Source organism: Paenibacillus sp. J31R122, from assembly GCF_056269185.1.
Map to the genome: position 1 here is coordinate 1 of NZ_JBWDNM010000022.1, position 13,329 is coordinate 13,329.

The window sequence follows — 13,329 nt, forward strand, 5'->3', positions numbered from 1 at the left end:
TCATCACTGTAATGCTGTCTATTCTCGCTCATACCGGACACCTCTTCTTCATTTGTAGATTATTATCTAATTTCCCTTAAGAGGTGTCCACTTTTTATTCTAGTTCCATTTCTGCTGCTATACGAGATATAACTTACAATCTCATCGCATGAAAAGATCATACCAGATGTGTGGGATTTTTGTCTAACTTTGTCATTAACGGCAGACGTTATCAAGCGTTCTTACCGAACACAGCCCCGCCATCTATGTAGAGTGGTGATCCCATCATAAACTTGGACTCATCTGATTCCATCATGCTTTAGGCAAACATCATCACCGTACAAACACCCAGTCAGGCAGTCATTTGCCAGCATAAACTTAAAGTGTACTACAGATTCAGGAGGTGAATGTTTAATGGGTGGATATGTTGGTGGTGCTCAAAACAATATTGGTTTTATTCTTGTATTGTTTATTCTGTTGGTGATTATCGCTTGTAGTTGTGGCCTTGGAGGTCTAGGCAAAGGTTATAATGGTGTCGGCGGCGTCGGACAGGGTAAAGGCTACTAATTCATACTCGAAACCTCATACCTAAATGTAGGTAGACTGCGAAATAATTTCTTTAAATAGAAGTATCTCAAGAGACCCATCATATGGGTCTTTTGCATGCGGACACCTCGCTGCCACACGATGTTTGGGTATATGCCATGAATAAAATGCTACCCTACCAAACATCCAATCATAAAGATTCTTACATGCATATTCTATATTGTACTTAAAACGCAAGGAGGTGAATGTTTAATGTCTTGTGGAAATGTTGGTGGTGTAAGTAACAACATTGGTGTTATTCTTGTACTGTTCATTTTGTTGGTGATTATCGCATGTAGTGTGTGTATGGGCCGCAGCTACTAATAATTGCTAATTGCAGATTTTAAGGTAAACTCCATGCTTTCAAATTACTGAAGCATTGCCGAAGGCTCATTTCATGAGCCTTTTTGGTATATGATCATTTCACTAACCTAATTCAATTATCGCTTTGGCTAAGCCATACCATTAACAAGTGTGACCAGCTTACTAAGCGTATTCCAGTTGCGCGTCGTCACGATATCGCCAAGCTTCTCGATATTACTTGCAAGCTTTGAATCCAGAACACTCTGGCGAAATAGAAAATAAATCTCTCGCCCCTTAATCTGGAATTCATCTAGATCGATTTTCCCTTTGGATAAGATATCAGCTGTATGTTGTGGGGGCGCTTCCGTTAACACTGAAATCTGTATGCTTTCACCCTCCATCAAGGAGTCCGCCGAATAAGGACAGTTTGCAATGATCTGCTCAAGCTCCCCAGCTGTACGCAAAACTACTTTAGGTGAAACGCCGTATGCTGTGCTGATATGCTGCTCAATTCGCTCACGAAGCGGCTCCACTGCCTCCTCGGACACGAACAAAACGTTGCCACTTTGCAAATATGTCTTCACATGTGTAAGACCCATTACCTCCAGCGTCTGTTTCAATTCGGACATCTTGATTTTGTTTTTTCCCCCTACATTAATACCACGCAGCAGTCCAATATAAGTTGTCAATATTGCCCTCCCCTTCTGTCCACGTATCGGCACGATCTTTAACCCTTTTATTTTTTTCTGATTAGCCACCAAAGAGAATATCCATAACTGTTCCTAATTTCCCTGCTTTCATACCTCTTAATACATTTGGATCATAGACTTCAACAAAGCCGCATGAAGTACAAGAAACAAAAAGATAATGATTATGTTGTATGTCAAATAGTTTACTCAAACCTGCTCCAGTCATAGCCACTTCCTTGACAGAGCAATTAGTTCCTGTGCATTTCGAGCAAATAAATTTGTCTTCTATCTCTTGTTCTATGTCCAATTCTTCTATGAAATTTTCGGCACCCTCCCCCGTACTTATAGACTCAAAATCTTCTTCATTCACTTCATACAATTTATTTTTACACTCGGGGCATCGACCGTTTTGAATTTCAATCTTATTATTACACCACGGACAATCGATCATAATCTTCACTTCCTTCCTAAATTACAAGTACCTCCCCAATGACGATCAATAAATGTCAATTCTATTTGTGAAATTGATTATATCATTGTAAAAGAGCTTCTTCTCGGTACCTTTTATGTTATGCCCGGATTTAACATACTCTTTTATAGTTAATTGGCTATTCATCGTTTTATATCGCTCAACATCTATGTCAGAGACTAAAGATTCTTCTAGTTTCCCTCTTGCCATTAGAAGCGGAATATCTAATTTATTCTCGAGGCTGATCTGTGTAGACTCTCTTTGAATACCGATAACAGCCTCAGGTCGAATATTTTCGGTACGGTTATACGGTATTAAATAGTTATTTATATAATCTTCATCCCAGCCATAAGGCATCGCTCGATGTTCTGGCGGATAATCTCCTACTATTAATGATTTTATTATTTCCTTGTGCCTTTGAGCAAAGCCTAGTGCATAAGCCACTCCACGAGAGTAACCGAATAAATGAAACGAATCTAGCCCAGCATGCTTTACAACTGACTCAATATCTGAAATGTGCTCTTCTAGATTATACCCATTTTCAGGAGTACTACTTTTTCCTCTACCTCTAAATGATAGAACTAAACACCTTCTTGGCAGAATTGCCTCAAGAAAATCAATGTATTCTTCTGCTGTTTCCGATAATCCGGGACAGACTACAATGGGTATCAGCTTACTATCTGATTGATTGCATGAATCATAGTAATGAATCAATACGTTGTTATTGACTACATGCTTAGATGAATGCACTTCACATCACTCCTCGTTCACTCAATAAACGATTGTCCCTTAGCTTTGAGAGCGCTGCGAATCTGTTCCATCGCCTTAGGTCCCATACCATGCAGCTTAAGAACCTCTGACTCTCTCAGCTTAGTAAATTGCTCAAGCCTTAAGTAGCCAGCCCGAGTGAGAGCTCGTTGTGCTGGCTTGGCCAGTGCTTTTGGCAGGTCGCTTTCATAGTCCATGCTTGGATTAGATTTCACCACTATCATCACTCCCTAATGACGGTATCTTAGATTGCCATGAAATCCCAACATCCGCATTTCCTTCTTCATTATAACTCATGCAAGGCCATGCCGTTTCAAAACATTTCCAAGTCGGAACACCCTCCTTGTGATAGCTCCCATTCCGTGCTCACAAAAAAGAAGTAGGCTCGTCACTAATATCACCCTCTTATCTGTAACACAAAAAAAGCCGGCCAAGATGAATTCATTCACCATAACCGGCAACCTATGATTGGATTTATCGCACTTCACACTCCCCTTTACCACTATTTGCAATACGGTTCCAAGAATCACTCTAACGATTATCCAACCTCCACATGCATTTCTTGATATGTACGTACTCCAACATACTGCCAAACAAAAAATAGTAATTATTCATCCCAATTCACCCTGACGAGCATTTTCCCAAGGTTCTTACCTTCAAATAATTGCAGAAACGCTTTTGGGACTTGTACGAAACCTTCTACAATGGTCTCTTCGTATTTCAGTTTACCTTCAGTAAGCCATTTCCCCAGAGCCTGAATGCCTTCACTGGAACGATCTGCGTAATCACCAAGCACAAAGCCTTTAATGAGTGAGCGGGTTTTGATTAACTTCGTTTGGATTCTTGGACCGAGGTCGCCATCAGTGCTGTTATATGATGAAATTGCACCGCATAGTGCAATCCGCGCATGGGTATTCAACAGATTCATTACTGCATCGGATATAGGTCCGCCCACATTATCAAAATATACATCTACACCACGCGGGCAAGCTTGTTCAAGTGCCTGATTCAAATCTTCAACCGTTTTATAATTAATGGTCTCGTCAAAATGAAGCTCGTTTTTCAAATAATGTGTTTTTTTATCCGATCCCGCAATGCCAATTACACGTGCGCCTTTTATTTTCGCAAGCTGTCCGACAATCATGCCCACTGCTCCTGCTGCACCCGACACAACAACCGTTTCTCCTTCTTTTGGTTGACCGATTTCGAGCAACCCAAAGTATGCTGTAAGACCAGTTAATCCTAGAACACTAAGATACGCGGACATTGGTGCAAGTTTCTCGTCGATTTTTCGCAAACCTGTTGTATCCACAACATTATAAAGCTGCCAGCCCAGCATGCCAATAACCTTATCGCCGACAGCAAACTGTTTTGATTTGGATTCCACGATTTCACCGACGACACCACCAATAATAGCCTCATTTAATCGATACGGTTCGACATAAGACTTACTATCACTCATCCTGCCTCTCATATAAGGATCTACAGACAAGTAGTTGGCGCGAACAACAACCTGTCCTTCATTTGGAACTGCAATAGGAGTCTCTCTGAACTCGAAATCTTTGTCAGTGGGCATCCCTACTGGCCTGGAACGAAGCACAATTGTCTTGTTAATTGTTGGTTTACTCATCTGTAATCACTCTCTCCATTTCTATTTTCATCTCTATATGTTCTCCAACTAATCATGATAAATTCAACAAAACCGCTACATAGATGGGTTTATGAAATTATAAAAAGGAGCTGCCTATAAGCAACTCCTTCCTATTGTTTTATATGAGATATCACGACTGTTGCGACGCTGCATGGCAAAATCTTTCAAGCGCTTCATGCAATATAGAGCGCGGACAGGCCAAATTAATACGCAAATATCCTTCCGCTTCCTTGCCAAATACAGAACCCTCGGTAAACGCAACACGTGCTTGTTGATACATCATCTGTTTCATACCATCAGTATCTAGCCCTAAGCTGCGGCAATCAACCCATAATAATATGGTTCCGTCAGGGCGAATAGGCTTAACTTGCGGCAAATGCTTGTTCAAGTAATCAATAGCAAAGTCAACATTGCCTTGCAAATAAACGATCAGCTCATCAAGCCATGCTTCGCCTTCATTATAAGCAGCGGTTACGGCATCCTCTTTAAAATAATTCATCGTTTGCAGGTGGAGTGTTTCCATTTTATTATCGAATTTTCTTTTGAGCTCTGGATTGGATATTACTACGAAAGAAGATTGAAGACCTGCCATGTTAAATGTCTTAGATGGCGCCGTACAAGTGACTGTCTGCTCGGCAATGTGAGGTGATAATGAAGCGAACGGAATATGGGTATGTCCCGGCAGTTCAATATCGCAATGGATTTCATCAGATATGACGATGACACCATACTTCAGACATAATTCACGAAGTCGCTCCAGCTCCTCACGTTCCCATATTCGTCCAACCGGATTATGCGGGCTACATAACAGCATTAATTTTGCCCCATCTATCATCAATTGTTCAAGATGCTCGTAGTTCATTGCATATCGGTCATCCTTAATGAAGAGAGGGTTACAAACTACTTCACGTCCATTTCTTTGAATAACATCATAAAACGGAAAGTAAACCGGAGATTGTAGAATCACTTTATCACCCGGTTCGCTAAACAATTCTACGGCGAGACTCAGGGCAGGTACGACTCCCGGCGTATCAGTCAACCACTCAGGTTCGATTTTCCATCCATGCCGTCTCGAAAACCAGCGAGTAATGGCCTCCACATAGTCATCGGTTTGAAAGGTGTATCCATAGGAACCTTGTGCTGCACGCTTGACTAATGCCTCTTTCACTGCAGGAGGACTCTCGAAATCCATATCCGCCACCCATAAAGGCAAAATATCCTCACGCCCAAACAGACTTACGGACTTGTCCCATTTAAAAGAACGAGTATTTTTTCTATTTATAATACGATCAAAATCATACTTCATCACATTCACCTCACCTTAATTAGCATCAAGATTCCCTATCGTTTAACCTCCATTAAAAGGTAGTATAACATGGCGTAAGTTTGATAGAAAAGTAAACCTACCTATTCATATTCTGATTTTACTTGTCGATAGTATTAAAGAACTAACATCAATTTCATCAGGGGGAACAAAATGAGTTCAGTCAGAAGCAAGTTAGTAGGTTCATTTTTAGTTGTATTTGTATTTGTAATTATTTTGGGAGTAGTAGGGTTGAGACAGATTGGGAAGATGGGCAATTTCACGGAAGAAGTTACGGGTCGATGGATGTTTGGTATTGAAACGATAGACCGTGTGAACTTAAATATTGAGAAACTCCTTAATAATCACAATCAAACGTTAGCTGCAAAAGATGCGAAGAGAGTAGCAGAGTTGAAAGCTGCAAATGATGCTCTTTTTTTACTTATTAATGATGGCATCGCAGAGTATAAGAATATCCTAACAACTGAAGAAGACAAGAGAATGTATGCAGAGCTTACAGATGCATGGACAATATTCAAAGATGGATTAGAAAAAATAAAATCGGATAAACTTAGCTCCGATGAGAAGACTAAATTAGGTAATGAGATTGCAGAAACCTTCAAACAAATAACTGCAGTAATCAATGAATTAATTGAAACGAATCGTAACGGCGCTATTCAAAGCGAAATAGAAAGCAAAGATATATATACAAGTACCAGATCAACCATTTTTATTATCGGGATTTTAATACTTATTGTAGTCGGAATTCTCGCATGGCTGCTAACTCGCAACATAACTAAACCTTTAATTGCTGCTACATCAACGATGAATCTAATAGCTGCCGGCGATTTAACCGTGAAGCCTATGATCATTAACCGCAAAGATGAGTTTGGTACTATGATGGATGCAGTCAATCGAACAGTTGCCAACTTGCAGCTGTCAGTGAAACAAATGCAGGACACTTCAAGCTCTGTGGCAACCGCGTCTACACAAATGTTTGCGAGCTCGGAGCAGAGCTCTGAAGCTGCTAGAGATGTTGCCGAATCCATTCAACAGGTTGCGATTGGTTCTGAGGATCAAGTAAATATGGCACTGGAATGCGGCAGAGTAATCGATGAAATGGCTGAAGGCGTTCAACGGATTGCCGAGTCTGCCGGAGAGGTATCAGAACTGTCTATTCATACTGCAGCCCAAGCGAATATGGGTTCAGAAAAGATACTTGAAGTTTCAGATCAAATGAAAAAACTGAGTGCTTCAGTCGAAAATGCAAGTCAGACGATTCTAAAATTAGAACAACAGTCCCAGAAGGTTAGTGAGATTTCATCATTGATCGGCCAAATTGCTGCTCAAACCAATTTACTAGCGCTTAATGCGAATATTGAAGCTGCGCGAGCAGGTGAACACGGACGTGGCTTTGCGGTTGTTGCAGGAGAAGTTCGTAAGCTAGCTACGCAAAGCGATGAGTCTTCTAGAGACATTAATGATTTGATCCAATCTATCAAGCAAGATACTGTTATCGCCGTCACAATGATGAGCCAAAGCCTTGCCGATGTTCATGAAGGGGTTTTGTATGCTGGTCAAGCTGAACAAGCCTTTAATGAAATTGTATCTTCGATCAGTGAGGTATCCGTTAGGGTCCAAGAGGCTGCTGCAGCTACCGAGCAGCTTGCCGCAAGCACTGAAGAAGTTGCCGCTTCGATTGCTAACGTTGGCCATATCGCTAAAAAAACTGCGGATATGTCACAGCAAGTTGCAGCATCGACAGAACAACAGCTTGCTTCAAGTGAAGAAATTACGCGTTCTGCGCAATCCTTATCCGAAACATCTGCAGAATTAAAAAAATTAGTAAATAACTTTAAAATGTAATTTAAAAAGACGGTTTCAACAAGGCTTGCCTTGTTGAAACCGTCTTTTCACTTCATTACTCTTTTTGATTACCTGAAACCTCAACAGGCTCGAAGAGTGACCTGGCTTATTATTTTCCGAATAGCAGCCAGGAATGCTTCCACTTTCTCAATAAGTACACAATTCCCCATGGAATCGTAATAACTAGCAAGATTGTCAATAAGTTGTATAAATGGTACATCGCCCCGATTGGCTCCGGTTTGTATAAGGTTCTCCATAGCGTCAAAACGGCAGGGTGAACGAAATAGATGCCGAATGAAGCCGCTCCAAATGCATATAACAGTCGAGAGGAAATCGATATGCTGCCTGCAAATTTTTGTCCGATCCATAAGAGGCTAATTCCAATCAGAACTGCATAAAGCTGATAGAGAACAACGTACAACGGCCCCCAGAATACAACTCCGCTCTTAGATGTAATAAGTAAAATCACATAGAAGAAACCAATTGCAGTCGCTGCTGCAAACGTCCACCATAAATTTTCGGATCGCGCTTTAAATGATTTGTACAGAATACCAATTGCTCCGCCTACACAGAAAAAAATGATATAGTTGGGCAACAAAGCGGCAGCATGATTAATAGGTTCAACCCAATGATGAAAATAATAAAAGATGGCTTTAATAGCTATACCACCCAAAATGAGATGAACAGCCGTAAGCTTGGCCTTGCGCATAAGCGTAATAAGCAACGGAAATACTAAGTAAAATTGGATAATAATAACCATAAAGTAGAGATGATATCCAGATCTGCCCCATGCTAAATTGTATAGGAACTTGGATAGGTCAAAGACCAGGTCTTGCTGGCGAACAATTTGATTAAAGAAATAGTAAAAAACAGACCAGATCAAGTATGGAACAACGATATATTTTAATCGTTTCTTATAAAACGGAAGCGCCTGCTTCCATGTCCATGTATCGAAATATTGATAAAATAGTACGAGCCCGCTAATAAATATAAACAGCGGAACTGCGAACTGACCAAGCTGGTTGGCTAACAAATAGATCGGATAGGACTTGCTCCCCCACTCTGCGTTTACTCTCGCCGATGAGGTTGCGTGAATCATTAATACTGCAAAAATTGCAATGGCTCTCACGAAATTAATTTCGTTTATTCTCTCTTTTCCCATACTTGCCTCCATAAATATGCTTTACTCTCTACCCGAATATATTACATGATATCTTATTATTTGTATTGGTTTTTTTTAGAGGGATAAATACTTTCTCCCAGATAAATGATACAATATGAAAATGCTAATACTAGCATGAAGTCTAATTTAAAACCTAGGAGTGAAGCAAATGGCTATTGATGTTTATATGAACTTTAATGGAAACTGTCGTGAAGCAGTAGAGTTTTATGCACAGGTATTTGGAACAGAGCCTCCAAAAATGATGACATTTGGGGAAGCACCGCCTAATCCAGAATATGCACTTCCAGAAGAAGCGAAAAACTTAATCATGCACACTCGTCTTAACATCGAAGACAGCAATGTTATGTTTTCAGATGTTTTTCCTGGTATGCCCTTTATTGCAGGAAATAATATAAGCCTCGCGATAGTAAGTAAAAACTTAGATGATATGAAATCAAAATTTAATAAATTGCAAGAAGGTGGCACAGTAGGAATGGAGCTTCAAGAAACCTTCTGGAGCAAGTGCTACGGCAGTCTCAAAGATAAGTTCGGAATTGAATGGCAATTTAATTATGACAATGGTGAAGTGTTCATGTAGCCTTGTTTATGAAATAGAATAAAAAGGATAGCGATCTTTTCTGCAATAGAAAATATCGCTATCCTTTTATATTTAGACAGTAAAGTTAAACGGAGTTCATACTATTCTAATTACTCATGAAAGTTTAGACCCGAGCTAACAGCCTTCACATAGCCGGTACGGACAACAAAATCACCAAAATGTTCTTTTTCTTGCCGTTCTTTGGCATAACGCTTAATAATAGGCTCCAGTGTCTCCAAAATTTCTTTTTCATCGATGCTTTCACGGTATAGCTTATTCAGTCTATCACCAACAAAGCCAGCACCCATGTACATATTATATTTGCCAGGAGATTTACCAATGAATGAGATTTCACCTAAAGCCGGTCTAGCGCAGCCGTTAGGACAGCCAGTCATTCGAATAACGATTTCCTCGTCACGTAAACCTGCCTCATCTAAAATCAGCTCCAGCTTGCTAAGTAATGAAGGCAAATAGCGTTCTGCTTCAGCCATCGCAAGTCCACAGGTCGGCAAAGCCACACATGACAACGAGCTTCTGCGCAATGCCGAATGATGGGCACCGTCCGATAGTCCGTACTTCTCGATAAGTTCTATCACTTTGAGCTTTTTCTGACTGGTAACGTTCGCTATGACAAGATTTTGGTTAGGCGTAAGCCGGAAGTCACCTGTATGGATTTTGGCGATTTCCCGCAAACCAGTCATCAATTGATAGTCACCTTCGTCATGAATTCGTCCACTCTGTATAAATAGTGTCAAATTCCATTTGCCGTTACTGCCCTTCACCCACCCGTAGCGATCACCATTGTGATCAAAATGATACGGACGTGCTGACTCAAGCTTCCAGCCCAATCTGCTATGCAGCTCTTTGGTGAACCATTCAATACCATGACGGTCAATTGTATATTTAAATCTTGCATTTTTGCGAACAGAACGGTTTCCGTAATCCCGTTGGATCGTAACCGTCTTCTCTGCAACATCAATAATTTGCTCTGGCCTACAGAAGCCTATTACCCGACCTAGCTGAGGATAAGTGGCCGTATCGCCATGAGTCATACCCATACCGCCGCCAACCGTTATGTTAAACCCTTCCAGCTTGCCGTCTTCAATAATAGCAATATAGCCTAAATCTTGAGAATAAACATCTACATCATTGGAAGGCGGTATCGCCATGCCGATCTTGAACTTACGTGGCAAATACACAGGACCATAGATCGGTTCCACTTCCGCTGTATCATCCAAGCTGTTTACAACCTTCTCGCCATCGAGCCAAATCTCATGGTATGCAGGGGTGCGAGGAGCTAGATGATCGCTCACACGTCGTGCCCATTCGTATACCTCTCCATGAATTTCGGATTGGTATGGATTTGGGTTACTCATAACATTACGATTCACATCTCCGCAGGCTGCCAACGTAGTCATTAGTGTATCGTTTATACCTTTGATGGTCTTCTTTAAGTTCCATTTTAAAATGCCATGCATTTGAAAGGCTTGTCGGGTAGTCAAGCGCAGCGAATCGTTGCCGTACTTTTGAGCCAAGCTGTCCAATACTAGCCATTGCTCAGGCGTAGCAACACCGCCTGGCGCAACTACACGAATCATGAACTGATAAGCTGGCTCGAGCTTCTGCCGTTCACGCTCGTTGCGCAAATCCCGATCGTCCTGCATATAGCTCCCGTGGAATTTCAATAACCGATTGTCGTCTTCAGGCAAACCGCCGGTAATCGGATTACCTATCGTTTCAACAAGAGCTCCCCGCAGGTACTGGCTCTCTTTCTTAATATGCTCAACCTCGCTCGGCGGTCCGCCGATAGGCTTAACTGCTTGATCATTTGCCATTGTTGCAATCTCCCCTCGCACTCACTCTGTCCTACTAAATGGATCTATATTAATACACGTCGCGCTGGTATCGTTGCTGCTCCTGCATAGCTGTAAGATATGCGGTTGCCTCTTCATGACTCATGCTGCCCTCTTGTTCGATGATATGGATTAGTGCAGCTTGAACATCATGCGCCATATGCTTCTCATCGCCACATACATAAATATGTGCGCCTTCTTGTAACCACTTGAAGAGCTCACGGCTTTTCTGCAGCAAACGATGCTGTACGTACACCTTCTCTTCCGTATCACGGGAGAACGCTACATCTAGATTCGTAAGCGCGCCATCCTTTAGCATCCGCTGCCAATCTGTTTGATAAAGGAAATCGGTCACAAAATGACGATCACCGTAGAATAGCCATGTTTTTCCTTCTGCTCCAAGCTCCTCACGTTCTTCAAGGAATGCCCGGAAAGGAGCAACCCCTGTACCAGGACCAATCATAATGACAGGTGTTTCCGGATTAGCTGGAAGCTTGAAATTCGGATTTTGTTGAATATAGATGGACAGAGTATCGCCGGGCTGCACCCGTTCAGCGCATTGAACTGAGCATACGCCATAACGCTCGCGGCCATGAGCCTGATAGCGAACAGACCTGATTGTCAAATGCACCTCGTCTGGATTTGCTTTGTAGCTGCTCGCGATGGAATAGAGACGTGCAGGTAGTTTACGCAAAATAGATACAAATTCCTTCGCTGATTTTTGCCAAGGTGAGAAATCCTTTACGAGATCCAGCAAATCACGTCCATCCAGATAGCTCTTAAGCTCTTGCTCATTTCCAGCCTTAAGCAGCTGCGCCAGCTCATTGCTGGATGTAAGAGCTACAGCCTTCTCCAACAAAGGCTTTGTCAAAACAGTAATTTCATAGTGATGAAGCAATGCCTCTCGCAAAGAGCCTTCCTCACCCTTCTTGTTTATCGGAACAATTTCATCCGCGCTCCAACCCATTGTTCCAATAAGCGTATCTACCAATTCAGGATGATTTTCCGGACAAATTCCAAGGCAATCTCCTGGCTCGTATTGTAAATCGGATCCTTCAAGAGATAACTCCAGATGACGAGTTTCACGGTCAGAACCGCGTCCGTTCAAATTAATATTCGCAAGCACCTCAGCCTTGAACGGATTCGTACGTGAATATGCTGACTGTGCCAGCGCTAGCCCGCCTTCTGTTGAAATGGCGGCTTCAGCCATTGCTGTAGCAGCACCATTTACACTTTCATTTAAAGCCTTCAATACATTTTCAAACCATTCAGCAGCTGGCTCATCGAAATCAAGGTCACAATCAACGCGTGGGCTTAGACGTTGACCGCCAAGCTCTTCAAGTCGTTGATCAAAATCCTTGCCTGTTTTACAGAAAAACTCATATGAGGTATCACCAAGCGAAAGCACAGAGAACTTCAGGTTCTCTAATTGCGGCGCTCTCTTGCTATACAGAAATTCATGGAATGATATGGCGTTATCAGGTGGATCACCTTCACCATGAGTACTTGCAAGAACGAGTAAATTTTCTACCTTTTTCAAGCTATTAGGCTTGAATTTGTTCATTGCAGTAAGAGAAACCTCATATCCATTCCCTTCCAACTTTCGAGATAAGCTGGTCGCCAACCTCTGACAATTACCTGTTTGGGAGCCAAACAGAATCGTTACTTCACGAGATCCTGCTGGTTGACTAACTGGGGAAAGAACATCTACTGTTTCTGAAACGGCTGCAGCCGCTTGCTGTTCAATACCAACCGGCACTGTTGCACTTACATTTTGAATAGCGGATATATATCCACTTAGCCAAATTTGTTGTGTCTGTGTTAATGATGGCAAAAGACGATTTAAAAGTTCGACTTGCTCCTGATTAAAAGGACTGTTCGTTACTAGAAGTTGCAACAAAATCCACCTCTCATACACATAAAATCTTTTCATTTATTAGCTACAATAGAGCTTTATTTAATATCAAACTAACACAATAAAAGGAAACGATCAATGAATGTTTTTGATCCTGTAGTTGTTATTTTTAGTATTTTAATCCATTATGATCGCAAATGCCAAGAATTCAGGGCAATTCACCCTGTTTTGAGCATTTTCATTACAAA

At 41.6% G+C, this 13,329-nt stretch carries 12 protein-coding genes and 1 pseudogene; 3 read left to right on the plus strand and 10 right to left on the minus strand.

Features of this window, described 5'->3' with window-relative positions; genetic code table 11:
* Nucleotides 1-211: 211 nt before the first annotated feature.
* Nucleotides 212-292, minus strand: a pseudogene (locus tag AC0YN7_RS26680) (short-chain dehydrogenase); the annotation flags it as partial.
* Nucleotides 293-393: 101 nt separating this feature from the next.
* Here AC0YN7_RS26680 and AC0YN7_RS26685 point away from each other — a divergent pair.
* Nucleotides 394-546, plus strand: a complete 153-nt coding sequence (locus AC0YN7_RS26685) for a hypothetical protein (protein WP_475813061.1) — start codon at nt 394-396, stop codon at nt 544-546.
* Between the two features lie 470 nt (nt 547-1,016).
* Here AC0YN7_RS26685 and AC0YN7_RS26690 read toward each other — a convergent pair whose 3' ends face one another.
* The 6 genes from AC0YN7_RS26690 to AC0YN7_RS26715 form a co-directional block, all read right to left on the minus strand.
* A complete protein-coding gene (locus AC0YN7_RS26690; RefSeq protein WP_475813062.1) occupies nt 1,017-1,556 on the minus strand; it encodes a DUF1697 domain-containing protein in 540 nt (179 codons plus the stop codon).
* 61 nt (nt 1,557-1,617) lie between these two features.
* Nucleotides 1,618-2,007 carry a zinc ribbon domain-containing protein gene (locus AC0YN7_RS26695; RefSeq protein WP_475813063.1) on the minus strand — a complete coding sequence of 130 codons (390 nt, stop codon included), beginning with the start codon at nt 2,005-2,007 and terminating at the stop codon, nt 1,618-1,620.
* A 45-nt stretch (nt 2,008-2,052) separates the two neighbouring features.
* Complete coding sequence (locus tag AC0YN7_RS26700) at nt 2,053-2,775, minus strand: alpha/beta fold hydrolase (protein ID WP_475813064.1); 723 nt, start codon at nt 2,773-2,775, stop codon at nt 2,053-2,055.
* Between the two features lie 17 nt (nt 2,776-2,792).
* Nucleotides 2,793-2,990, minus strand: a complete 198-nt coding sequence (locus tag AC0YN7_RS26705) for a helix-hairpin-helix domain-containing protein (RefSeq protein ID WP_475813127.1) — start codon at nt 2,988-2,990, stop codon at nt 2,793-2,795.
* A 410-nt stretch (nt 2,991-3,400) separates the two neighbouring features.
* Entirely contained in the window at nt 3,401-4,423 is a 1,023-nt protein-coding gene (locus AC0YN7_RS26710; RefSeq protein ID WP_475813065.1) for an NADP-dependent oxidoreductase, read from the minus strand.
* A 151-nt stretch (nt 4,424-4,574) separates the two neighbouring features.
* Nucleotides 4,575-5,750: a MalY/PatB family protein gene (locus AC0YN7_RS26715; protein WP_475813128.1), complete on the minus strand. Its 1,176-nt coding sequence runs from the start codon at nt 5,748-5,750 to the stop codon at nt 4,575-4,577.
* A 171-nt stretch (nt 5,751-5,921) separates the two neighbouring features.
* Between AC0YN7_RS26715 and AC0YN7_RS26720 the strand changes: the two genes are divergently transcribed.
* Nucleotides 5,922-7,613 (plus strand): methyl-accepting chemotaxis protein, encoded by a 1,692-nt coding sequence (locus AC0YN7_RS26720; RefSeq protein ID WP_475813066.1) that lies wholly within the window; start codon nt 5,922-5,924, stop codon nt 7,611-7,613.
* Between the two features lie 109 nt (nt 7,614-7,722).
* Here AC0YN7_RS26720 and AC0YN7_RS26725 read toward each other — a convergent pair whose 3' ends face one another.
* Nucleotides 7,723-8,775, minus strand: coding sequence for an acyltransferase (locus AC0YN7_RS26725; RefSeq protein ID WP_475813067.1), 1,053 nt, complete (start codon nt 8,773-8,775; stop codon nt 7,723-7,725).
* Nucleotides 8,776-8,944: 169 nt separating this feature from the next.
* On the opposite strand from AC0YN7_RS26725, the gene AC0YN7_RS26730 reads away from it, so the two are divergent.
* Complete coding sequence (locus AC0YN7_RS26730; protein WP_475813068.1) at nt 8,945-9,373, plus strand: VOC family protein; 429 nt, start codon at nt 8,945-8,947, stop codon at nt 9,371-9,373.
* Nucleotides 9,374-9,483: 110 nt separating this feature from the next.
* Here the strand turns inward: AC0YN7_RS26730 and cysI are convergent, their stop codons facing one another.
* Nucleotides 9,484-11,208, minus strand: a complete 1,725-nt coding sequence (gene cysI / locus AC0YN7_RS26735) for an assimilatory sulfite reductase (NADPH) hemoprotein subunit (RefSeq protein ID WP_475813069.1) — start codon at nt 11,206-11,208, stop codon at nt 9,484-9,486.
* A 49-nt stretch (nt 11,209-11,257) separates the two neighbouring features.
* A complete protein-coding gene (locus AC0YN7_RS26740) occupies nt 11,258-13,123 on the minus strand; it encodes an assimilatory sulfite reductase (NADPH) flavoprotein subunit (protein WP_475813070.1) in 1,866 nt (621 codons plus the stop codon).
* Nucleotides 13,124-13,329 lie beyond the last annotated feature (206 nt).

Excerpts from the sequence above, each read along its gene's own strand:
- AC0YN7_RS26685 (WP_475813061.1), top strand. The coding sequence starts at position 394 with ATGGGTGGATATGTTGGTGGTGCTCAAAACAATATTGGTTTTATTCTT.
- AC0YN7_RS26695 (WP_475813063.1), bottom strand. The coding sequence starts at position 2,007 with ATGATCGATTGTCCGTGGTGTAATAATAAGATTGAAATTCAAAACGGT.
- AC0YN7_RS26705 (WP_475813127.1), bottom strand. The coding sequence starts at position 2,990 with ATGGACTATGAAAGCGACCTGCCAAAAGCACTGGCCAAGCCAGCACAA.
- AC0YN7_RS26710 (WP_475813065.1), bottom strand. The coding sequence starts at position 4,423 with ATGAGTAAACCAACAATTAACAAGACAATTGTGCTTCGTTCCAGGCCA.
- AC0YN7_RS26715 (WP_475813128.1), bottom strand. The coding sequence starts at position 5,750 with ATGAAGTATGATTTTGATCGTATTATAAATAGAAAAAATACTCGTTCT.
- AC0YN7_RS26720 (WP_475813066.1), top strand. The coding sequence starts at position 5,922 with ATGAGTTCAGTCAGAAGCAAGTTAGTAGGTTCATTTTTAGTTGTATTT.
- AC0YN7_RS26725 (WP_475813067.1), bottom strand. The coding sequence starts at position 8,775 with ATGGGAAAAGAGAGAATAAACGAAATTAATTTCGTGAGAGCCATTGCA.
- AC0YN7_RS26730 (WP_475813068.1), top strand. The coding sequence starts at position 8,945 with ATGGCTATTGATGTTTATATGAACTTTAATGGAAACTGTCGTGAAGCA.
- cysI (WP_475813069.1), bottom strand. The coding sequence starts at position 11,208 with ATGGCAAATGATCAAGCAGTTAAGCCTATCGGCGGACCGCCGAGCGAG.